This window comes from Enterococcus sp. S53 (assembly GCF_016516865.1).
In the GTDB taxonomy this organism is placed as follows: Bacteria; Bacillota; Bacilli; order Lactobacillales; family Enterococcaceae; genus Enterococcus_D; species Enterococcus_D innesii.
In genome coordinates, this window is record NZ_JACVUH010000025.1 from 1 (window position 1) to 22,780 (window position 22,780).

Genomic DNA, 22,780 nt, shown 5'->3' on the forward strand with positions numbered 1-22,780 from the left:
TTTTAGCAGTTGTCAGGGAGTTGTTCAGAGACTACTCAAGTAGTCATTTTTACGAAAAGTAGTCTCTAGGTACCACCATCGATCGTCCTTTTTAAAAGACAAATTTTTACAAATACTTCGCAATAAGAGCATTGTAAGTGAGTGATTCTGATTTTATTTTGTCTTCTTTTGCGTTCTCTTTTTGATTATTAACAGGTCTTTGTTGTGATTTATTTTTTGTTTTTTTTCGCCGACTATTCGCCCATTTCCCTCTTTGTTGTGTCTTTACTTCTTTGTATTTTTCAGAATTTTCGAGATCAAAAATATCGACGTCCATCGTTTCCGCAAAACTATTTGAATAAATTAAAAGTTCGTCCAAACGGTTTAAAAGTCCCCGCATTTGGATATTTTCTTTTGTCTTTAACCGATACAATTCCAAAATAATATAGCGAATTAAGGCACTATCCGTTGCTGAATCTTCCACTGCTAACAGTTCTTTTAATTCTTCTAATGCTTCTCTGTGTTCAGGATCAATATAAATTTGTAGCCGTTCTTTTGTCATTTGTTTTCACTTCTTTCAGTCTGTTTATTTTTTAGTCGTATATTTTGCTACTTCTTAAGTATAATAAATATAAGCAATTAAAATATTCAGAAACAACGGTGCACATAATGTTAGTGGGTTTTGGTTGTGCTAAATACTTTATATAAATCTTCATATTGTATTATCCCCCTCTATTTGTAACAACCGTCATGCATTTTACGAGCTTTATCTGAATGATCAATAGGATTTATCTTATTTATTCCCTAGTCCATATTGTTTTCCATATGATATTCTAGGTAGTCTAAATTATTAGTATAGTGAAGTTTATTCTCTTCTTTACTTCTATTTAACGCCTCACCTATTGTATTAATAAATCTCGATCTTGGTTAACAAGATCATTTTTTAAAACCAAATATATATCCTAATTTCAATCACTGACAACACATAGATTCTTCTTCTCTAACGAATCTATTATAAATTGAGATAGTTCATAATCGCTAGATATTAATTTATCCACTGTCAAATTTGCTGGATTAGATATTAGTATTATAAAGAAAACAAGTGTCTTCTTCATAACTATTACATCTCCTCCATCCTCAAAAATTTATACCAAAAAATAAGAAAACAAATGCAATATAAAGGAGGATTCCCCCTCCCAAAACAATAAAAAAGTAGAAAACATATTTAGTCGTTTTGCTAATATCATTCGCATTTTTTATCTTAATACTAATAAAAATATAAAACCCTATGAGTATTAAAAGTGGTAGCATTTTGATCAACAATTTTTATCCTTCCTTTGAGAAAATCATTTTGGAACTTTTTTTTTATGTTAACCGATATTATAATTTAAATTTTAATGATTATTCATACACATTATATTCGTCAAGTAAATCGCTATAATTAAAAACTAAGAGATATACTGTAACAACTATACATAAAATAGCAATACATTTTGAAAATGGATCAACTTCAACGTTAAAGACACTTTTAATTATGTTAGATAAATTAATCGCCACAGTAACTCACATGGTTTCTTGAAAACTAAAAATGCGGCCGCAATCCTTTAGGAATTTACTATAGATCTACTCTGAAAAATAAAATAACTTCATTAAATTGAATTAAAACGTTTCTAAATAACACAATTTATTACACTTAAATCTTTTGATAAAGGTCTACATAAAGATTTACACCATTTTTCTGACAAAAATACTACCTGTCCAAATAATACTCATATTCCACCTGTATACATTTTAAAAACATAAGAGAAAGCCTAGTATTCTGTACTCAGCTTTTATAAATACATATATCTATACCTTCAATTCCTTCTTCCAACATTCATAAGACTCAACAGTTGCACTTTTTTTCATTCTCCTACAAATTCCACTAAACAATGACCACTTATAATCATCAAGAATGGCAGTACCTACTCCCCCTAATCCTAAGAAAAACAGTAAAAGTAAATATAAAAATAACATCATATTCGTCCATAACGATAAAAGAGTCAACAAAAGAGAAACTAAGCCTACTGTAACAAATGAAAAGAACAGAATACCATAATAAATCTTCAAAAGAACAGACCATTCTTTGATTCTATTAAGAACAGATAACTCCTCCTCCGTCATCAATCAGTCCACCTGTTCTTTCTTCTTCTTTGGATCAATACTCTTTAAAAACCTCTCCTCCAATACCAATAAATGACGATAAACATCATCCATCGACCAGCCTGAAGAAAGACTAAGACAATATAAAAAATCACAAGGTAACGTTTTTACTGCACGATTCCTTGTTACCCAGCTTGCTACTGTACTCTGCTTATAGCCATGCAATTCACAAAATTGCTCTACTGTCATCCCTAGCCGCGAAATAATAAACACATTGATCGGATAGGGATATACAAAGGTATTGATACTCATAGTCAGAAAGACCTCCCAACATATTATTACGTTTGCGATAATAATACTACTCTTTCTTAAGACCAGCAAGCAAGGCGGAGAAAAAAGAAGGAACGTATCATAGATATAATGTAATAGGCAATTTGCACCTTTTAGTTTCAACCAGTATCGATCATGAACAGATCTGTTTGCACTCCGATCTTATTGGGTTCTATCAAGCGTTTCAGTGCTGTCTGGATAAACGTGTATTCTCTTCCAAAAGCTTCTGAGATCGCAGCGAAATAAGCTCCCTGGCTTTCTTTTTTTAGCCGGATAACAGAGCGCATCAAGCCATGTATCGAAGCTAGCATAATACCTCCATTTCGCCCAGCACGGACACGAAAATGAATTTTGTTCTCTTCTTTCAACTGCTTCAGTACTTTGTCCAGGGAACGTTTTGGGATTTTTAAACGTTCAGTTAACTCTTTTTTTGTAGAAATAATGTATGGTTGTTCTTCATAGGATTGCTCATTCAAATAGGACAAGAGATCTTCTGCCCATTCATGACTATGTGAATACTTGCGAAAAGCTCTTTCTTTCTTGAATTTCCACCAGCCACGTTTTTTGTTGAATAGCTGCTCTTCAGAAAGATTGGCATCGACCCACTCTTGGCATAATAGGACAATTTTTTCTCTGTGCGCTGCTTGATATTTTCCAGAGTAAGCGGATCGAATGATTCTGGTTAATTCTCGATCAGATAAAGGGTTAGCCAAGCGGTCATTGAATTCTAACATCGTCAATTCACATGCTTCTACTTCGTATCCTGACGAAAAGTATGCCAAAGACAAGGTGAATATGACATTATTTCGACCATATACGCCCTTTTCACCTTGTATTTTTTGACTTTTTAGCAACAGCTGGAACCATGGTTCATCGACTTGACGAAATTCTTGAGTAGATGGCAATACAAAAACGTTCTTGATCTCCGCTTTTTTGTCCGCATCTTCTCTCATTGACCAGTCGATCCATTCTTCGAAACTATAACGATACTGGGGTTCAAAGAATAAAACATTCTCTTCAGAAGGCATTCGTGTGATCCCAAAATGATTGGCATTTACATCAACAGGAAACCGATAATCATTTGAAAATTTGTTTCTTAGATTTTTTGAGATCATTTTGGCCACATTGATCACTTTAAAATTTGATTTCTTCGTCACGTATGCAGGCTTGTCGAGTACATAGAAAGCTTGAAATCCATGCGGTGTACGTAAAATCATTGTAGGCATAAAGCCGATCTCGTGACTGGCTAAGATAATTTCTCCGTAGTCAAAGTTTGGATCCAATGTGTCAAAATCAACAAAGAAAGTATTGATTTGGCGTAAATTGTCCTCAGAATGACCTTTTGTAAACATTCTGGCTTCATCAGCATACGTTCCATAGCGAAATACATTTGGTGTCCAATGAGTGAATCGGTTATTGTTTTCGATCACCCCTTCTTCTGAAGTGATCACTAGTCCAATCCCCTCGATCATGTGTTCCTTTGAACGGTACGCAAAAATAGCCCCCTTCCCCGACTGATCACTAAAAGAGACCGGTTTTAGGTGGCTGTTTTTATATTTGAATTTACGGATACCATTTTGTAATACCGTCGAATATACGACATCCAAAGAAACTGCCATGACTGTTATTCCTTCCTAAACAAAAAGAGAACACAAATAATCTTAAAGATTTGTGTTCTCTCAATGGCTTAGAAGTCTCAAAGGAATGACAAAATAAGCGTATATATATTGAGTTGCTCGTCAAAAAATGGTAAAATAAAACTATAGGTTCGGATTGGTAGTCCGAATAGATTTATTCAAATCACATAAGTGGTTTCCAGCCACTTACATAATTTCCATGAGACGAGCGAGAACACATAGTTGTTGTATGTGATTCAGATGAAGAAGTGAGGCCAAATTCACTTTTTTATCCGTCTCTTTTTTATATGTATTATTTATTTGAATATAACAAAACAGTTAAATTTGTACAAGAAGAATTTTTTATAAAGTATAAGTTATACTTAAATAAACCTCATATAAGTTATACCTAATTAGACATTATTGTATATCTTATACTTTAAATTACTAGAACAGGTAATAAAACGATACTCTTAAAATAAGCTTTCTCTGGTAACAAATATTTTTTAATACCAAAACATAGAGTATAAGTTATACTTTATGTTTTGGTAATCAATAATAACTTATACTTTTATTGTTGAATGACTTGAAAAAATTAAAGCTTATCAAATGCATCTTTTATTTCTTCTCTCAAGTGTTCCTCTTTCGCCACACCTAATTTTTGCGTAATATACGCTTCCGATAAAGTGTCAATAAGTTTTTCAAAGGTAATCCTACCCTGCACTGATTGAAGTTCCTCAACGTAGTCTTGTAGTACGTTTAGTTTTGACTCCAAAGCAGGAGATATTTTTTTTGGTTTTGTAACTTTAAATCGTTCATCTGTAATTTCTATAGGACGTCCTCGTTTTTTACTTGCTGCTGAAGTAGTCGCTTTTGGTTTCTTATTTATCAAAGAAGAGTGTCCAAATTCGTTTTCTCCTCTAATTGATACAGATTTTTTCTTTTTTATTCCTGGTTGTAAGAGACCAGCATATTCTGTATCAACTTTGGTATCAACATTAAATTCTTTCCTTTCACTCATATTCTTTCCCTCCTAGCTATTCTTCAAATATCTTTCTGCGTGATTCAAGTTCGGCTAGTATTTTTATAAACGGTTCATGTGCCCTATAGTCCCATTGATCATAATTTCCGTTTCGATACTTTTTCAAAGATATTCCTTCTCTTGAATAGCGTTTTAGTCGTTTTTGGAAATTAACAATATTCTTAGACACAGCGGATCCATATAAATCTATAGCCTCGCTCAATACACTTTTATCTAAATCATCGTCTGGTTCAAGCATGCATGCAATTATAGAAATCACTTCAAGGTCAATATCGTAGTTGTTAATCATAAATTTTTGGTACCCAACATATTTTCCAATTCCATCTAACGATTCCTCTTGTGTTTGAAAAGCTATTATACTGTAATCAGAGGCCGCCATAGCATTATCTGAATATGCACTAATAGTTGGAGGCACATCAATAAAAATAGTCTCATAATTTTCTTTGATAGGTTCCAATAATTTTTCTAAAACCATGATTTGTTCTTTCTCATCTTCAAAGTTAGCAATAACATAATTAGAAAACGATCTAAAACTTGTATCACATGCAATTAAATCTAGATTTTCCATAATCGGCGTTATACAAATTGAAAGGTCTTCTTCGTTGATCCCATCTACTATTGTTTTATCAATATGATCTAAGTCAACAGTTCTTGCTAATATTTGTGAAGCGTTAGCTTGCGGATCAATGTCTATTACCAGTGTTTTTTTCTTATTTACTACAGCATTATCAAAAGCTAGCATTGTAACTATCTTGGTTTTTCCTACTCCACCTTTAAAGTTCCCGACTGTATAAGTAGTTGCTGTCATATTTTTACCTACTTTCTTTTATCTTTATTTAAAGTATAACTTATATATTTATTTTAATCAATATTTATTTTATACTTTATATGTCGATAAAAAGTATAAGTTATACTAAAAATATTTAATATATCTGCTATATTTTATTTAATAGCAGATCCATACTACAAATCCCTTGAATTACTGTTCTGGCTGACGTAAAAAATCACTCTGAAAAAATTTCAGAATAACATTTATGGTATAAGTTATACTAAAACAAACGTATATCTTATACTTTATTATTTAATGTATAAGATATACTATAATTGATCAGCAAATAATTTATGATCCTGTTTTTAATCATTTAATTTCCTTGACTAAGAAAACGAACATGCGTTCTAATATGTATATAAAACGTAATTTTTTTGAAAAGGGGATTTAGCATGGTTATGCAGTTTGGCGTAAATCCAAAGTTTGATTACACGAAAGAACCTTCAAGGGATATTCTTTGTATCGACTGTAAATCATTTTATTCATCCGTAGAATGCGTAGAAAGAGGACTAAATCCTTTAAAGACAAAGTTAGTTTTCATGTCCTATCCTTCAGACGATCCTTCTCAGCGAGGAAGTGGGTTGATTCTGGCATCGAGTCCGGCCGCAAAAAAAGCCTATGGAATTTCTAATGTCAGTCGATCACGAGATCTTCCTTTTCCGTATCCGGAAGACCTCGTGATTGCACCACCGAGAATGGCACTATATATGAGAAAGAACATGGAGATCAACAATATTTACAAGAAGTATGCTGACGAGCAAAATCATTCCGTATACAGCATCGATGAGAGCTTCGTGGACGTCACAGACTCATTAAGGCTGTTCGGTGCAAAGGACGCAAGAGAGCTGGCGAGAATGATTCAAACAGACGTTTATCGACAAACTGGAATCTTCACAACGATCGGTATTGGTGACAATCCGCTCTTGGCCAAGTTCGCACTAGACCTCGAAAGTAAAAAAAATTCAGATATGAAAGCAGAATGGCGTTATGAAGACGTACAGCAAAAGCTTTGGTCTGTAGAAAACATTACAGACGTTTGGGGGATAGGACGTCGTACGGCTATCAGACTGAACAGAATGGGCATATTTACTATGAATGATCTGGCACACGCAAATTACTATCAGTTGAAGCAAAATTTTGGTGTCTTAGGTACTCAACTATATGCACACAGCTGGGGCATCGATCGATCATTCTTAGGTCAGAAATACAAAGTAAAATCTAAGTCGATAGGGAACAGTCAGGTCTTAAATCGGGACTATACACGTCGAAAAGAAATAGAAATTGTAATCAAAGAAATGGCCGACCAAGTAGCAACTAGGTTACGCCGTACAGGAGCGAAAGCTGAGGTAGTTTCTTTGTGGATCGGATTTTCAATGGGCTACGTCGATCAATCAGGAAGTCGAGGATTTCACCAGCAAATGAAGGTGCCAGCAACTAATAGCAGCAAACAAATAGCAAACTACTTACTGCAAATATTTGATCATCATTACAAGTACCAAGACATTCGAAACGTGGGAGTAAACTGTTCAAAGCTCGTTTATTCTAATGCTCTACAGCTTGATCTCTTTGAAGATCCGGACGAACAAGTGAAAGACTTAAAAATTGATTATGTAGTAGATACTATACGCAAAAAATTCGGGTTTAAATCGATCGTTCATGCAAATAGCATAATGGAAGGTGGACGTGCGATCGCTCGCAGCAGCCTTGTCGGAGGGCATGCAGGCGGTATGTCTGGACTTGAAGGTGCTGAAGGTCATGGTAAAGCGTACTAAGAAAACATTTACTGACTATAATCAATACAGAGACCGGCCATTCGGATTGAAATGGGCAACGGCTTACGCCATGGATGGTGTGACACGTTTCCTTACAAGTGCTTTAGCACGAAATAGGAATGCTATCTAAAATAAGATAGCAATAACTGATTATTTGACAGTTGGAATGAAAGCCGTCATGTTGGCTGAAACAGCTGGTCTGATACTCCTGCATGCGATTAAACAATGCAGAGTTTAATCGTGTGATAGCCAGGTGAAGTCGGCAGAACAATACCTAAGTCAATTCATATTGATATGGTTGCGGATATGCCGGGACGCTATAAACTATCTATGGTGAGAATGTTTCAATAGAAACTGACGAACTTGCGAATGTACGGGTCTAGATAGCGACGTTATTGAAAGATAATCGGGTTGCAATATGCAACGAACATTACCGAAAAGTAAAAGTCGTCCATATGAAATTCGGGATAAGGAACAAAGACCTTATAAATGTTCAGGCTTATAGTAAGCACCTAAGGATAGATGCAAAGCTAAAATAATCGGAACGTGGAAAGCGAGAAACACTTAATAATGACTGCAATCGGAGTGTTGGATATAAGATATTAAAATCGAAATTCCTTAATTCTCGTGAGAGTAGGGACACAGTACCAATGAAGCGTCTAATCAACGTGGAGGGATAGTCCCAAGACTTGTTCTTTGAAAAGTGAATACAGTCAAATGAAACTCATCAGGTCGAGTAAGATGATGGGACTAATAATCAATTAGGAGAAACAATCCATCAATGAGTACAGAATTGCGATACAACGAGTATTACAATATGCAAGAAAGCTTTGACTGGTTATATGAAAGAAGTTTAAATCAGTGTACTAAAGGAATTAACCTGTATGAAATAATTACTTCCAAGCAAAATATTCTTTTGGCATATAGGATAATAAAATCTAACACTGGATCAAAAACAGCTGGAACAGATAACCTAACAATCAAAGATTTCAAGATAAAATCTCAAGATACTTTCATTGAAGAAATACAAAAAACTTTAGAAAACTACGTTCCACAACCAGTTAGACGGATATTAATCCCAAAACCAAACGGAGAAAAACGTCCTCTAGGCATCCCTACTATGCGAGATAGACTAATTCAACAAATGTTTAAACAAGTCTTAGAACCTATATGTGAGGCGCGATTCTTCAAGCATTCCTATGGATTTCGGCCAAACCGTTCTGCAGAACATGCTCTATCAAGATGTAAAAGAATGGCCTACACTTCTAAATGTCACTATGTTGTGGACGTAGATATAAAGGGGTTTTTCGATAATGTTCATCATGGAAAACTGATTAAACAAGCATATAATATTGGTATTAAAGACAAAAGGGTTCTAGCTATTCTTTCTAAAATGATAAAGGCACCAATTCGTGGAGAAGGAGTTCCTAAATCTGGGGTTCCTCAAGGAGGAATCTTATCCCCTATCCTTTCGAATATCGTTCTAAATGATCTAGATTGGTGGATTGCCAACCAATGGGAGACCTTTCCAAGCAGGCATAACTATCAAAATGATTATGATAAGTACCGAGCTCTTAAGAAAACAAACTTAAAAGAAGTACACATTATACGCTACGCAGATGATTTCAAGCTATTTACAAAATCATATCAGGAAGCAAATAAACTACTCCACGCTACTAAAGGATTTATCGAAAATCAATTAGGACTCGAAATATCTACTGAAAAATCCAAAATCACAAATCTTAGAAGAAATTACTCAGAGTTTCTTGGATTCGAACTTAAGGTCGAAAAACAAAAGAAAAACGAGTTTATAACGATTTCTAGAGTATCTAAGAAGGCTAAAGTCAAAATAAAACAAGAAATTAGGAAGAAAATCAAAAAGATTAGGGAATCCCCAACAATAAAGAATATCACTCATTATAATCTTTATATCCGGGGAATCCATAATTACTACCAAAAGGCTACCAGAGTCAGTCTTGATTTCGGAGACCTATATTCCTCATGTTTACCAACCTTTTATAATCGTCTAAAGAATATTGCCAGGTATGAAGTACCCAGAAGCCCACCTATAGGATATAAGCATTTCTATAGTACAACACAACGTACTTTTAAAGTTAAAGGAATTTACCTCTATCCATTGCAAGATGTGAAGTGGAAAAAGTTAGAATTCTATAATCCTAAAATCAATGACTATACTGAAGAAGGTCGTTCGTATAAATTCAAGCGATTAAAACCTGATATTTCTTCAGAAATAAGGAAAATGTGTTTGTCAGAAAACATAAAAGGAAACCTAGAATTTTCTGACAATCGCATTTCTAAGTATTCAATGCAACATGGGAAATGTGCGATTACCAAAGAATTTTTAAAATCGGAATTTGCACACTGCCACCATATCATCCCAAAAGAACTAGGTGGATCTGATTCTTTTGATAACTTGATTATCATTCACGAATGGGTACATCTTCTAATTCATGCAACAAAAGAAAAGACGATTAAAGATTACTTAACTATTCTTCAATTAGATGGAAAACAGTTGGAGAAGCTAAATCAGTACCGACAACACTGTAATGTGACTGCTATTCACTGAGTTAAGAACAAGTTGGAACGCCGTATGCAATGAAAGTTGCACGTACGGTGTGGACCGGGGGAAAAGCTAGAGATAACTTCAAAGGCTTACCTATCGGTATATTTGATGAAAGGCGTTTTAGAAAATGAAGCCTGGGCTACGAAAGAAGTTGTTGGTTTGGAGTTAATGAACCGTGAGGAGATCGACACAATACTTTCAGAGTCTTTCCTTTATCATAAACCTATAACGCTGCAGTTAAACACTAAAGACGAATTCGGGCGATTTTTAGATCCTGTCGAAGGACAATTTCTAGGTGAAGCATATGAAGACTATTTTGTATTGAATGAACAAGCGATCTATTGGACAGATGTCCGACACGTATCCATAAAAAAAGAAGAAAAATGGTTCAAAGTTGATTATTTCCAGGACGGAGAATCTTCTCGCAACAAACAAAAGAAAAAAGCGAGTAAAATAGAAAAAGAGATTGAGTTAATCAAAAATGAGTATTATCAGGACTTTGCAGACGACGATTGAAGACCATTGTCCATCACTTGACTTTGAAATTGCCTTAGAATGGCTCTCTGACACACGTTTTTTAAACATAATCAGAAAAGGAGAGGGAGAATATGTGTGGAAGATATTTTTTTGATTTATCTTCAGATGAATTAAAAAGCTACTATGATCACGTTGTTTTAAATGCTACAGGTAAACATATTCGTGTTGGTTTTAATGAAATTTTTCCAACTAATTATATAGTAACACTAGGACTTAATCAGGATTCAAGGGTAGTACCAGGAATCACTCAGTGGGGTTTCCAAGGATTTAAACCAGGTCAACTTATGATAAATGCACGCTCAGAAACAGTAGAAGAAAAGAAGAATTTTTCTAAAGCCTTCAGAGAAACTCGCTGCGTCATACCAGTTTCTGGATTCTATGAGTGGGATTCCGAAAAACGAAAACTACTGTTTACTGCAGGAGATAATGACGTTTTTTATTTGGGAGGATTTTATCGTGTGCATAAAACAGGTGCGGGTTTTGAAACAGAATCGATTATTATGACGACGAAACCTAATAATTCAGTAGCCCCAATACATGATCGTATGCCGCTTATTATTCAAAGAGATCATATAAAAGATTGGATCACAGATTTGGATTTCGCACGTAACTATCTTACAGCTGATATGCCAGAACTAACTCGTACTGAAGTAGCAAAATAAAAAAGAGCGGATCTTTTATAGATTCGCTCTTTTTTCATTGCTACGTTTAATTTTATCTAGGATCATTTCAAATGTTTTAAACGTATCGATATCGAGCTGACACAACCAAAGTAAGTACTTCTTTTCCTTAAACGTCCAGTCGATAGTAGGGTAGGAGGATATCAAATTGTTATATCTTGCTTTTTGTTCCGTTGAAGCTAATTGCCAGCGTTTGTCAAAAATTTTTTCTTCGTCCACTTAAAAACCTCCCAACTAAAGTACGAATATCTCAATTTGAAACTAATTACTGACTCACACATCATCATGTTGAGAAAGCAAATTGCCATCTTCTATTACAAAAAATCTTCTACCATCTTTGGCTTGAGATTTTCTTTTTATATGACCAGTAATAGAAGATCTGCATAACTTTTCTTACTTCATACATTCAGTTACAGACGAATACAGTCGGACATTATCTGCATAATCAGTTACTTTTACGCCTTTTGTGTTAGAAAAGTTGCGACGAGAACGCTCTTTACAAGCAATTTCCTTCCCAATTTTTTGGACACTTTCTACAATTTCTGGCTGGCTCATCCATTCTTCATTAGTAGTTAAATACAATAATTTATAGAACATTTTTTTGTCTTTCAAAACTAGTTTATCACCGCCATAATAGAGTCTAGTTAAAAATATTTTTTATTTAAGATACCCATTTGTAGTAAAATTATTTAGTATTATATATATATATAATACCATCATGCCCAAGTGAAATATCCTCATTGCCATCAATAAATTTTTTAAATCGACTATGATTTTCAAGCTTTGTAATTTTGGCCGATAATCCGGAAATTGATTTTAATTTTTTTTCAATTTTCTGTTTATCAACTTCTTTACTTATTTTATTATCCTTAAATTTATTAGATTTGCTATTTTCCATTTTTGATAGACTGTTATCTTTCAAAAATAATAACTCCTCTTCATCAAATAGCCATTTATTCTCAGGAGAATTGCACTCGGAAAATACATTATGATAATCTTCAAGTATTGAAAATATTTTCGCTTCAATACCAAACTTCCCTACCTCACTATTTAATACTACAAATTCCAATTGATCAATTTTAATTTTTTCTTTGCCCAAAGAATTATTTGATTTGCTGACTAAATAGTTATAAATATTTTTATAATAATTGAAAAAAACTAAGTTTTCATTCATATAAATTTCTTTTTCGCCATTCTTTTCATCCGGATCTATATCGCTTAATATATATTCATTGTTTTCAAAAGCAGCTGTTACTACATGTCTTTTAAATTCATCGTAAAGTTGTACTACTCCATTATCACGTTCATATGATACTTTTTTAATACTTTGAGTTTGTTCCTTTCCTTTTTTCACTTTTGAATTATCAACTTTTTCAGCATTTGTTGCTTTGGCTTCTACGATATATGCATTCCCATCATGATCAATTCCAAAAAAATCAGGGTGCAAGCGACTTTTGTATTCCTTGATTCTTGGATCCTTTAAATGATGCAAATAACCAATATTAAAAACTTTATCAGCTACACATTTTGCTGATATCATACCTATTAAAAATCCAATACTCGTTTTGACTGTTGTTTCAGCGTTCTTATATGAGTCACCAGCAACAAATTTATTATTTAAGTGGTTAAAAACCATATCCACTAAACTTTCATAAAATATTTTTCCTTCTTTAGTTACGGAAAAATTAGAAAATTCTCCTACCAATACTGCATATTTCATGAGATCTACTTTTTTAACTTTTAATTCACTTGAAACAAACGTATTACTGAGGTAATCATCTACTGTATCGAAAGTCCTTAACTCAACATCATAAATCATTTTTTTCACCCTTATCCCTTACTCGGTTCATTATATGCTACAATTTTCTCCATATCTTTTGAAAAGTAAAACTTGATACTACTTGGATTTTCTTCGTAATTAATCATCTTCAAGTCATCAAAAATGCCCGATCCTTGCAAAATTTTCTTGCAACATGATCCGTTAGAAGTATATTCAATATAGTAATAAAGTAAAATTTCTTCTATCAAAAACATATCCGCCCTTAAAGTATTAACAAAGAAGTGGAATTTTTCATTTTTCAAATTGCTAGTCTCTAGAAATTGAATGATAGTTGTTACTATTTTATAGTATTGGCCTACAGAATTGAACTTCTTCTTAAATGCTGCTTCCACTGCTGATTTTCTTTTTTGTTCATCAAGAATGCTAATTTTATTTGATTTAATATCTAAAAGAGATCCCAAAAATTTACTATATTTTGGATTTTTTTCATCGAGAGCGTTACCAGCGCTTTCCAGATAACCATAGCATTCGATAACATCTTTGACTGAGTTAACTTCAATTGTAGATGTATTTTCGGTATATTTTCTAGCTTCTTTAATTTTATCCACAAATCTTTTTTCTCTCATGAGTTTTTCGAAGCTCTCCAGATACTTAGAATCCCACTCGGTATTATCCAATGCAAGAGCATCCTTGTAGTATCTAAATTGATCTTGCATTTCCTTAGAATCTAAGCCGCTAATTATTCTTTCTATTTCCTCTTCTAATACTTCAATCAAATCTGTACTAAATCTATTGACTAATTTTATGTTTTCTGGTTTTTTAGCTATTTCTACAGCCGTAAAACTAAGTTGATACATTAATTGATCATATATCTCTTTTTTTAACTCCTGAAAGGCTGCTGTTTCCATAAGATCCGATTTTCTATTTTCTAACATCGAATATAGATAATAAAATGTACTGTCATTCTTTTCTTCTTTGCGGTTTTGCCTTTCCTCTATTATCTGTATTCTTACAATGACCAGAGCTATGATACCACTAAGGATTGCGCCAAGGAATCCTCCCCAAAAACCGAGAAAACCATCGGCACTACTGCTCTTACTTGAATCAATAATTGTAAATAGCGTATACATTTGTATAGCCAAAAATCTTAAAAAAATAACGAAACCCAAAAAAATTAAAATAAAGAATAGGGTTTTAAAGATTCTATTTTTCCAAACCTTCCTAATTATTTTAACCATTATAAGAGTCCTTCTTCCTTGGTTTGTTTTTTTTCTTTTTAATGTAGATAATGAAAGATTGTTTTTTCTTACAACCTCTTTCATACTATGTGTCTTCATCAACTCTATTTTCATCCAATAGAATTTTAAAAATTTAAAAAGACTATATCAGATGATATAGCCATATTCTTTATAGATCTTTTAGTATCCCATATTGCGGGTAACATCGTTAGATGTTCCGCCAATAGCATCTACAAGTTTTATCCATCCAGGAATTTTTCTTTTAGCTCCACCTGTAGTACTCATTATGTCTTTCTTGTCCATTTATTGAAATATTTCTTCGATTTCTTTCATAAAAATTCCTCCGATATTATACATATTAATTGTATTCTATTCAGTAAAAGAATTTTACGCTCTCAAAACCAGCTTGAATCAACAGCACCTTGTAAAGTAAGTGGTCCATTTTTTGTTTCTAAGTTAAAATCCTTCGAACCTAATCCTGTAAATTCTTTAAACTTCTCTTCAAACACCACAGGATCATTGTAAGGGTCATCATGTTTTTCCAATGTCAAAACATAATGTTTATCCTTCGGATTACTCCAGATTCCAAAACTGTTTAAAGAAGACAAATCCAAGCTTGAAATATCAGAAGATAAAACTATTTTATACTGTCGTCTATACAAAACATCATTCAACTTCATCAAATACCTCCTTTTACTAATAATTTTTATAAAATTTATTTTACGGCAATGTTCAAGCAAAATCCAGTAATAAATTAATTAGTTATTTTTTTATTTGAACGCATCATTCTACTTTAATTATACACCTTAATAAATAGACCAATCGCTCGAATTCAGTTTATTGTCATGCTAGTAGTTTTAAAATTACGTTAAAAAACTTGTCATAAAATTTGTCTATGTGGAGAAATTTCCTTCATATCAAAGTTTACTGCATTCTATTTCATCGAAAGTAATTTTTATGGATAAATACAGAAATATTAAAGCAGAATTGATTCTTTAAAAAGCAAAACGTGCGGTATTCTATTCTCTATAGTCTGATACCTCTTTAACTATGTATTGGTTAGAGAATCATATTTGTAGAAAACAAGATCAAAAACTTTTAAGTTTCTGACCCTTTTATTATATCCTGAACAGTTCAAAAAATATGAAGAACTTAACTATTCTTACTTAAAGTATTTTCCCTTTCAATTATAAGATTAGGAAAATATTCCGTTTGTTGCGTATTCTTTAAAGATCTGATTGCGTGATTCACCAATTTTTATACAACCGCTTATCCGTTTAAATTAAGTAATCTCAATCGTTTACTCCTTTTTAATCCTCAATTCTATTACCTTCTTTATAAATCAAATAGACCATATTCGGAAGTAAAATACAACAGGATATCGGGTAGAAACAAAAAAAGCGGATCTTTTATAGATTCGCTCTTTTGTCATTGTAATTCTTTAATCAGTTAAATTTTTTAGTTGTTTTACTCTTTTTTACATAATCATATATAATTTTTACAATTAAAGAAATAATTAAGACTATATAAAAAATATTTCGGTACAAACTTTGATCATATTTTAGAAATACTAAAGCTAAAATAAAAACAACGACTAAAATTATATGGTAAATTTTAAATTTAGAAATTTTCATGATAGCTCACCCTCTTTTTTATTGCCATTCAAATCCCCATGGAATTGAAGTCCCACTAAATGTCATGCCAGGTACGAAAATGGTAGACACGTTAAATACAAAACCTCCAGGTACATTTGATAAAGCGACACCTCCTAAAGCAACTGCTAAACCAATTAGATTTGATTTAATGAAAACTCCTCCAATTGAAATTCCAGTAGAAAGATTATTTGCTGCGCTTTTTGAAATCCAGATTCTCGTGCCCCACCAGTAACCTTTAATTGCTGTTTTTCCTTGTTTATATGCTCTAAGATAGGCGTTATTACCAGTCTTTTCGATCGTTACAGTTTTTTCATTAACATCAATATACAATTTTTCAGTTTTTGAATCAACCTGTAAGCTTTCAACCATACTGTTTGCATCATTGATTTTTTCAACTAGTAATGCATATTCATTAGAAGAAAGTTCGGTAGACGCTGTTTCGGATATGCTATAAAAACCATCTTCGCTAAACAAAACATATTTGTCTAACTTGTTAATTTGGTCATTTGTTATTTCTTCATTTTGAACATTGGATGCTTCTGTTGCACTCACTTGGACGGGAGGGAATACGATAGTGAGCATCGTCATACTGCAGAATAATGTAACTAAATATTTAAAGTTCTTTTCACGTAAAGCTTTCGAAAAATTGTTCATCTTTTACTCTCCTTTGAAATTAAGACCAATTAAGTTCAAACATAAAATCTGGGACATCAATCAACGAAATTCTTATATTATTAATTATATAACCTATCATCATTTAATTGCAATTGTCATTTTTTAAAAATAACTATTTAAAACTTTTATAATTCTCGCCGATTTTGTGGAACATCAAAAATACTTAATCCCACCGAAAAGGAGGGGCATGCTTTTTGTAAGGTATTTGGCTTTTATCATTCTAAATCAAATTGTATATTTAAAGCGTACCCTAAATATACACTGGCATTATATTGAAAAACCTGATTTTCTGTCGTATGATTAGGGTGTATTTTAAATGGTTTTAGAAAGCAGGGGAAAATTTTGAAAATTGCATATATACGTGTTTCATCGATCGATCAGAATGAACAACGTCAAATTGAAGAAATGAAAAAATTTGGTGCCGAAAAAATTTTCAGCGAAAAACAATCTGGAGCGACTATTACTCATCGACCGATTTTTCAGGAAGCTCTAGAATTTGTCAGAGAGCAAGATATTTTTATTGTAGAAGCTATCGATCGACTTGGACGCAATTATGACGAGATTATCGATTCAGTTAATTATCTAAAGAAGAAAAATGTGCGACTCATTATCACCAGTTTACCGATCATGGCTGAAGCAATCGGAAATCCTCTCCTGGATAAATTTATCAAAGACCTAATCATTCAGATTTTGGCAATGATTGCTGAACAAGAGCGTACTGAATCTAAACGACGCCAGGCACAAGGAATTAAGATCGCTAAAGCAAACGGCGTCTATAAAGGTCGTCCTAAATTATACAGTGCAGACACAAAAGATCCCCAACGTCGCCTTGTTTATAAAAGCATCGTTCAGGATCTTGATAATGGCGTTTCTATCTCAAAAATAGCAAAGGATTATAATGTTACCCGCCAAACAGTTTATCGAATAAAAAAAGAACTTTCGTCATTATTAACATCATAACAATGAATCAAACATAATAGTTATAAATAGTTCGTTAAATTCAATTTAACGCCCATGTTCATCCCAATCCTCAAATGACTTGAAATTATGATCTGGATCTACGGCTTCCCGTGCAGCTTGTAATAAGTCATTTGAGCAATTTTTACATATATACGTATTTTCTTCAAAAAATTCTTGATCAAGTTGATTTTTTTCAACTTCTTCCCCGCAGTCTTCACATGTGTATAAGTTCATATTATTCATCCTTTTCTTCATCATAATTTGTTTATCATATAAGATTACAATATATTAAAAAAACTCTGTAAGAATCATTAATTTTAAAAATATAGTTGAAAAGGCACGTCCACATTTTTATTCAATTTTTTAGAAGAATCGTAAATCTAGTAAAATAAATCGATATTAACTTTTTGATCGACTTTGTTTTCTCACAGCTTCAACTGCTTCAGTTATATTTTGAGCATTTTGAAAAATTGTATCCCAGTCATCCCAAAAGTTTCTGGTTGCACTTACTGGTCTATGATCAACATTTGGTTTGTCCAAAAGAATTCTACTAGGTAACAAAATGGCATCCCCTACCACTAATGCTTCACCAACATCAAGCAAGGGAAGCAAGTCTATTGTACTTTTTAAAGTATCTGGTAGAAGGTTTTTTATAACAAACTTGTCACGATCATTTGTTAATCTCAAAACTACAAAATTATTACATTGGCTAAGAATTGTTTTACTTACATCAGAAGGTCTTTGACTAACTGGAATCAAAGAAACACCATATTTTCTTCCTTCTTTAGCTATTCGCTCAAAATTATAAAGAGCCTGTTTCTGTGTTGAATCTGCCTCGTCCTTAGTTGGTAAGTATAAATGGGCTTCATCACAAATCAAGGTAAAGGGTGTTCTCTGATCAGCTACCATCCAGAATTGAATGTCATAAAGTAGACGCGCCAAGGTACCTGTGACAATTGGTAAAATATCCGAAGGAACCTCTGAAAAATCAATAATTTTTATTCCTTTTTTTTCAGGTATATTTCCCATTAAATGACATAACATTTTAGATAGCCAATCATAATTGAGAGCATTTTTAGCAGGTTGAAACATAAAACCATATGCTTTATCTGAAATTTTTGCTTCCAACCTAGAAATGAATCTTGTCAATTTGCCTTCCCATTCACCTTTCACAGGATTTCCTTTTGCTCCGATACCTTTTGTCGTATCATCAGTGACTAACCGTGAAATCAACTCGCTGATTTCAAAAGGAATCGGTGAATCTACAGTGAACGTCTTTGTAACATCTTCTTTGCCTTCATTTGTCAACGTCTGCTCCTTGAGTTCTCTAATGTGTAGAGTAAATCTAGAAGCTTGGTTTGGTGCGTTAGAATCACTTCTATCAAGAATCATTGATAACAGTTCTTCTCTATTTAGTAACCAGTAGGGAAGAAACAGTATGTCCAAATTTGGATCTTCTAGATCTCCTGGTCCAGCAATTTTATAATAATCGGCAATTTTATTATCACCATCAGACAGCGATTTGTATTCACCGTGCATATCAAAAACTATGATGTTAGCATACTTTAATTCGCTTGCTTTTTCCAAAATATTGGCAACACACCAACTTTTTCCTGACCCAGTGCTTCCTAATACAGCAGCGTGTTTTTGAAAAAATTTATTACCGTCCAAAATTGCTCTAGCATTACCATCCATCATGAACTTACCAATGTCGAGTTTTTTTTCAAAATCAATTGAGTTACTTAACAAGTTCATAAAGTTTTGTAAATTTTTACCAACAAGGCAATAACTTTTATTTTCTATTTGAGGAAAAGTGTCAACTCCCCGCTTAAAAATATTATTCTTTTCGCCAAAGACTGTATAGTATGTTCCAATAATATTGACTTTTACATAATCTGCCGAGGATGCTATAATCTCTATTTCCTCATCTTCATCCTCTTCGAAATCATCAACATATTTTCTTGTTACTTTTTCAATTAATGAAATTAAGATTTGATGCTTCTTATCTGTTTCAATAGCAACCAAATTTCCTACACTAATCTGTCCCATAATACTTGGATTATCGATTTCAATTATTACTTGGGCTGTATCAACGTAAGTAACGTTGCCTAGTAAGTCACTAGCTTCTAATTCAATCTGCTTGCTCATTAAATACCTCCCTGACCATTTCTCTTATATCCCAAAAATTAGCTTCTACATTCACCGCTTCATCATTACAATTTAAAATTTTTGTTCCCGAAGTATCACATGTAAAGGCTAATACATTAGAGAAATTCTTTACAATATCATTAGCCTTCTCAGAAAGAGTGTGGGTAATTAATAATGTCGGTTTGCCAGTTGAAATTTGCTTTCTTAAATGGGTTTCTAAATGATCATCACTAAATCCGTAGCCTATTATAATAAATCTCTCAGCGGAATCAATTGCTTCATTCGCCTTTGCTCTTTGAGAATCGAAGGGCACATTGTAGCCTTCACGATACTTATTTGCACCTGGGGTAATTATTAAACAATTGTCTTCTCTCATCATGGGGGCTGAAACAGGTTCGTCATTGACTAAATACCAGCTTAAGCATCCATGCGGTTTTAATATCCTTATCTTCGGGGCATATTCTATTTTTTTCTGGCTTTTTCCTTTTGTTACTCCTACACAAAAGGAATATTTACTTTGACTCGGTAAATATTTTGAAAAATACTTTCCAACAAAAAGATTATCGACTCTTAAATTTACTAATTCACAACTGTATTCAACAAGACGATCATAATTCGTTGTAATAATCGTAAGATCGTTGCTTCTTATATTAAATCTCTTTAAATAAGCAGATAGTCTAAAAGATTCGTTTTTTAGTATAACTCTTTTTAGGGCTTCTTCTTCCTTGCTACGAATATAATTAGCTGTTAATAATCGAATATTTTGTTCTAAAGACCTTGTTGGCTCTACTTCATGTAATGTCTGTTCCAGACCTAATCCTCTATCTAAATGTTCAGTTATTTGAGTCCATATTTCTCTGTCTTCTGTCGTTTCTAATAAAGTAGTCATTTTAGTTTTCAACTCAGCAGCAAGATTACCCATACTAGGCAATCCTTCTGCTATGGAAAGACCTGATCCAATGATCGTAACAGTTCCATCTTGAAAAAAATCCTGAACATATTTCTTTATGTCATCCATTTCCATTAAGTTAACCTCGATTAATAATTAATGTTATATCTTTCACAATCATTTTAATTATATCACTTAATTAGATTTTCGTTATAAAAAAACTGAAATATTCAAATACTTATTTTTTCGTTTTTAATTAGTTGTTAGATCTAAATGTAAACTACAAACAATGGTAAACACCATATGCAACTGTGATTCAAAAAATGGTTGTAATAAATCATCAATCCTCGTAAAATCTACTAAATAAATTATCGATTCTGTAACTTGATCCTTCGGGATTATAAACTCTGATGTCCCCAAAGCAACTTTATGACCTAATTAATTGAGCTACTTAAAGATCTATAAAATAAGAAAATAAAAAAAAGGGGGCAAAAACTTAAAAATTCCTGCCCCTTATATATAGCTTTTTTTGATTTATAAATCGGTAAATATAAAAAAGTGCTCAGAAATAAATTCCTGAACACTTGATAGTAACTAATAAAAATGATTACTCAAAATTATATTTGAACAAATAATAAAACTAAATTTACTAAAAAAGAAGCTGTTAGTATACTTAATGACACTCCCTCTAAAAAGGCAAAATCATTAGTAAATGTATCCTTAAATGCTGGCTTAATCAATGGTACGAATCCTATTGTTCCAAAAATATAGGGTATTCCAACAATAAAGGCAGGTGCATGTAATAGTTTAATAGTCAAAGAAAACACTATTAGTATACCAATCAACTTCAACCCATTTGATCGTGGCTTGTCCTTATATATGGTATATAAGTACAAATACGCAATAATACTTACAAAAGTAAGTCCTAAAAGTATCAATTTCAAAAAATCCCTCCTAACGCTATTCAATTAATATACCTTGCTATTTGATTTAAGTAAAGTATATGTGTTATTTTTTTAGTTTAAAATGATTTCTTTTATCTGTTGCCAATAGGTTTTTTTTCCAACAATAAGCGACAATTCCCCCATTAATCCATAACGAGTATTGATTTTATCAGATGATTGTAATGTGCCTCTTATGCTATAAAAAGTACCTTGATCTGTTGTTGTACTATTTTCCGAAATATCAGTTAAAGTTCCGTCTATTGTCTCTGTAGAAACCCCTTTTTTGTCTAATTTAAAATGAACAAGCATTCCCTTTTTTATACGGGTACTTTCATTAGCCGGTACTAACGCAGTAAAAGTCAATTGAGAATCTTTGGGTTTTGGATAAAGTTCTGCTAGTATTATTCCTTTTTGTATGTCCGTCTGATCTTTAATAGACTCATTTAGGTGAATGGTTCCTGCTATTGGGGCTTTCAGGATACTTTGGTCAATTTGTTCGTTAATAGACTTAAGAGTCGCCTCATTTGCATTAAAAGTTTCAGTTAATTCTACCACTTTTTGTTTAGTCGTTGCTAACGCCATTTCTTTATTCTGCTTTAATTTTTCTTTTTGACTATTGATCTCGTTATCGCTGGTAACGGGTGCCATTAATTGAGCTTGTTCTAATTGTAATTGTTCTAATTCACTTTCTTTTTGAACAATTTGATCATCAATTTTAGTTAATATGGTCGCTTTCAATTCTTCATTTTGCTCAATTGAAGAATCAGCAAGTTCTAATTTCCATGCATTGTAATTAGACATAATTTCTGAGGTTCTGTTGCAAAGTTTTAAATAAAGAATAAAATCCCTTACGGTATCTATGATTTAAGCTGGGATTCCCAATAATACCTTGATTTCAGTACAGACCGAAAACCCGAAGAGAGTGCCTTCTTTTCGGGTTTTCTTATATAATCCTCGAATGGCTTCCATGCCTTTAATCG

22 protein-coding genes are annotated in these 22,780 nt (G+C 32.7%); 5 read left to right on the top strand and 17 right to left on the bottom strand.

Going from position 1 to position 22,780, the window contains the following annotated elements; genetic code table 11:
• Nucleotides 1–106 precede the first annotated feature (106 nt).
• The 6 genes from IAE45_RS17480 to IAE45_RS17505 all read right to left on the bottom strand — a co-directional run bounded on the left by IAE45_RS17480 (nucleotide 107) and on the right by IAE45_RS17505 (nucleotide 5,917).
• Nucleotides 107–541: a hypothetical protein gene (locus tag IAE45_RS17480; protein ID WP_200143148.1), complete on the bottom strand. Its 435-nt coding sequence runs from the start codon at nucleotides 539–541 to the stop codon at nucleotides 107–109.
• Between the two features lie 1,286 nt (nucleotides 542–1,827).
• Nucleotides 1,828–2,142 carry a hypothetical protein gene (locus IAE45_RS17485; protein WP_048602881.1) on the bottom strand — a complete coding sequence of 105 codons (315 nt, stop codon included), beginning with the start codon at nucleotides 2,140–2,142 and terminating at the stop codon, nucleotides 1,828–1,830.
• Nucleotides 2,143–2,145: 3 nt separating this feature from the next.
• Nucleotides 2,146–2,433 (bottom strand): PrgN, encoded by a 288-nt coding sequence (locus tag IAE45_RS17490; RefSeq protein WP_002298753.1) that lies wholly within the window; start codon nucleotides 2,431–2,433, stop codon nucleotides 2,146–2,148.
• Between the two features lie 137 nt (nucleotides 2,434–2,570).
• Nucleotides 2,571–4,070: a primase C-terminal domain-containing protein gene (locus IAE45_RS17495; protein WP_200127557.1), complete on the bottom strand. Its 1,500-nt coding sequence runs from the start codon at nucleotides 4,068–4,070 to the stop codon at nucleotides 2,571–2,573.
• Nucleotides 4,071–4,662: 592 nt separating this feature from the next.
• Nucleotides 4,663–5,088: a hypothetical protein gene (locus IAE45_RS17500; protein ID WP_104871092.1), complete on the bottom strand. Its 426-nt coding sequence runs from the start codon at nucleotides 5,086–5,088 to the stop codon at nucleotides 4,663–4,665.
• A gap of 16 nt (nucleotides 5,089–5,104) precedes the next feature.
• Nucleotides 5,105–5,917 carry a ParA family protein gene (locus IAE45_RS17505; RefSeq protein WP_029486053.1) on the bottom strand — a complete coding sequence of 271 codons (813 nt, stop codon included), beginning with the start codon at nucleotides 5,915–5,917 and terminating at the stop codon, nucleotides 5,105–5,107.
• 413 nt (nucleotides 5,918–6,330) lie between these two features.
• On the opposite strand from IAE45_RS17505, the gene IAE45_RS17510 reads away from it, so the two are divergent.
• The 4 genes from IAE45_RS17510 to IAE45_RS17530 all read left to right on the top strand — a co-directional run bounded on the left by IAE45_RS17510 (nucleotide 6,331) and on the right by IAE45_RS17530 (nucleotide 11,493).
• Nucleotides 6,331–7,710, top strand: coding sequence for a Y-family DNA polymerase (locus IAE45_RS17510; RefSeq protein ID WP_200127555.1), 1,380 nt, complete (start codon nucleotides 6,331–6,333; stop codon nucleotides 7,708–7,710).
• 781 nt (nucleotides 7,711–8,491) lie between these two features.
• Entirely contained in the window at nucleotides 8,492–10,297 is a 1,806-nt protein-coding gene (gene ltrA / locus IAE45_RS17520; RefSeq protein ID WP_200127553.1) for a group II intron reverse transcriptase/maturase, read from the top strand.
• Nucleotides 10,298–10,402: 105 nt separating this feature from the next.
• The gene (locus tag IAE45_RS17525; RefSeq protein WP_233619164.1) at nucleotides 10,403–10,810 is read left to right on the top strand and encodes a hypothetical protein; all 408 of its coding nucleotides are present in this window, start codon (nucleotides 10,403–10,405) and stop codon (nucleotides 10,808–10,810) included.
• A 92-nt stretch (nucleotides 10,811–10,902) separates the two neighbouring features.
• Nucleotides 10,903–11,493, top strand: a complete 591-nt coding sequence (locus IAE45_RS17530; RefSeq protein ID WP_200127551.1) for an SOS response-associated peptidase — start codon at nucleotides 10,903–10,905, stop codon at nucleotides 11,491–11,493.
• Between the two features lie 15 nt (nucleotides 11,494–11,508).
• Here the strand turns inward: IAE45_RS17530 and IAE45_RS17535 are convergent, their stop codons facing one another.
• From IAE45_RS17535 to IAE45_RS17560, 6 genes are all read right to left on the bottom strand, one after another.
• Nucleotides 11,509–11,730: a hypothetical protein gene (locus tag IAE45_RS17535; protein ID WP_200127549.1), complete on the bottom strand. Its 222-nt coding sequence runs from the start codon at nucleotides 11,728–11,730 to the stop codon at nucleotides 11,509–11,511.
• A 174-nt stretch (nucleotides 11,731–11,904) separates the two neighbouring features.
• On the bottom strand, nucleotides 11,905–12,123 hold the full coding sequence (locus IAE45_RS19085) for a hypothetical protein (protein WP_233619165.1): 219 nt from the start codon (nucleotides 12,121–12,123) through the stop codon (nucleotides 11,905–11,907).
• 73 nt (nucleotides 12,124–12,196) lie between these two features.
• Nucleotides 12,197–13,339 (bottom strand): hypothetical protein, encoded by a 1,143-nt coding sequence (locus IAE45_RS17545; RefSeq protein ID WP_200127547.1) that lies wholly within the window; start codon nucleotides 13,337–13,339, stop codon nucleotides 12,197–12,199.
• Nucleotides 13,340–13,341: 2 nt separating this feature from the next.
• Entirely contained in the window at nucleotides 13,342–14,613 is a 1,272-nt protein-coding gene (locus tag IAE45_RS19090) for a putative phage abortive infection protein (RefSeq protein ID WP_233619167.1), read from the bottom strand.
• Nucleotides 14,614–14,924: 311 nt separating this feature from the next.
• Nucleotides 14,925–15,209, bottom strand: a complete 285-nt coding sequence (locus tag IAE45_RS17555) for a hypothetical protein (RefSeq protein ID WP_200127543.1) — start codon at nucleotides 15,207–15,209, stop codon at nucleotides 14,925–14,927.
• 972 nt (nucleotides 15,210–16,181) lie between these two features.
• A complete protein-coding gene (locus tag IAE45_RS17560) occupies nucleotides 16,182–16,838 on the bottom strand; it encodes a hypothetical protein (protein WP_200127541.1) in 657 nt (218 codons plus the stop codon).
• Nucleotides 16,839–17,201: 363 nt separating this feature from the next.
• Here IAE45_RS17560 and IAE45_RS17565 point away from each other — a divergent pair, with 363 nt between their 5' ends.
• On the top strand, nucleotides 17,202–17,819 hold the full coding sequence (locus IAE45_RS17565) for a recombinase family protein (RefSeq protein ID WP_200127539.1): 618 nt from the start codon (nucleotides 17,202–17,204) through the stop codon (nucleotides 17,817–17,819).
• Nucleotides 17,820–17,864: 45 nt separating this feature from the next.
• Here IAE45_RS17565 and IAE45_RS17570 read toward each other — a convergent pair whose 3' ends face one another.
• The 5 genes from IAE45_RS17570 to IAE45_RS17590 all read right to left on the bottom strand — a co-directional run bounded on the left by IAE45_RS17570 (nucleotide 17,865) and on the right by IAE45_RS17590 (nucleotide 22,601).
• Nucleotides 17,865–18,053, bottom strand: a complete 189-nt coding sequence (locus IAE45_RS17570; RefSeq protein WP_200143149.1) for a hypothetical protein — start codon at nucleotides 18,051–18,053, stop codon at nucleotides 17,865–17,867.
• A gap of 165 nt (nucleotides 18,054–18,218) precedes the next feature.
• A complete protein-coding gene (locus IAE45_RS17575) occupies nucleotides 18,219–19,967 on the bottom strand; it encodes an ATP-binding protein (protein WP_200127536.1) in 1,749 nt (582 codons plus the stop codon).
• Nucleotides 19,951–20,991, bottom strand: a complete 1,041-nt coding sequence (locus tag IAE45_RS17580; RefSeq protein ID WP_200127534.1) for an SIR2 family protein — start codon at nucleotides 20,989–20,991, stop codon at nucleotides 19,951–19,953. Before IAE45_RS17580 ends, IAE45_RS17575 begins: the two co-directional genes overlap by 17 nt.
• A gap of 482 nt (nucleotides 20,992–21,473) precedes the next feature.
• Nucleotides 21,474–21,800, bottom strand: coding sequence for a hypothetical protein (locus tag IAE45_RS17585; protein ID WP_200127532.1), 327 nt, complete (start codon nucleotides 21,798–21,800; stop codon nucleotides 21,474–21,476).
• Nucleotides 21,801–21,872: 72 nt separating this feature from the next.
• Nucleotides 21,873–22,601 (bottom strand): HlyD family efflux transporter periplasmic adaptor subunit, encoded by a 729-nt coding sequence (locus IAE45_RS17590; protein WP_200127530.1) that lies wholly within the window; start codon nucleotides 22,599–22,601, stop codon nucleotides 21,873–21,875.
• Nucleotides 22,602–22,780 lie beyond the last annotated feature (179 nt).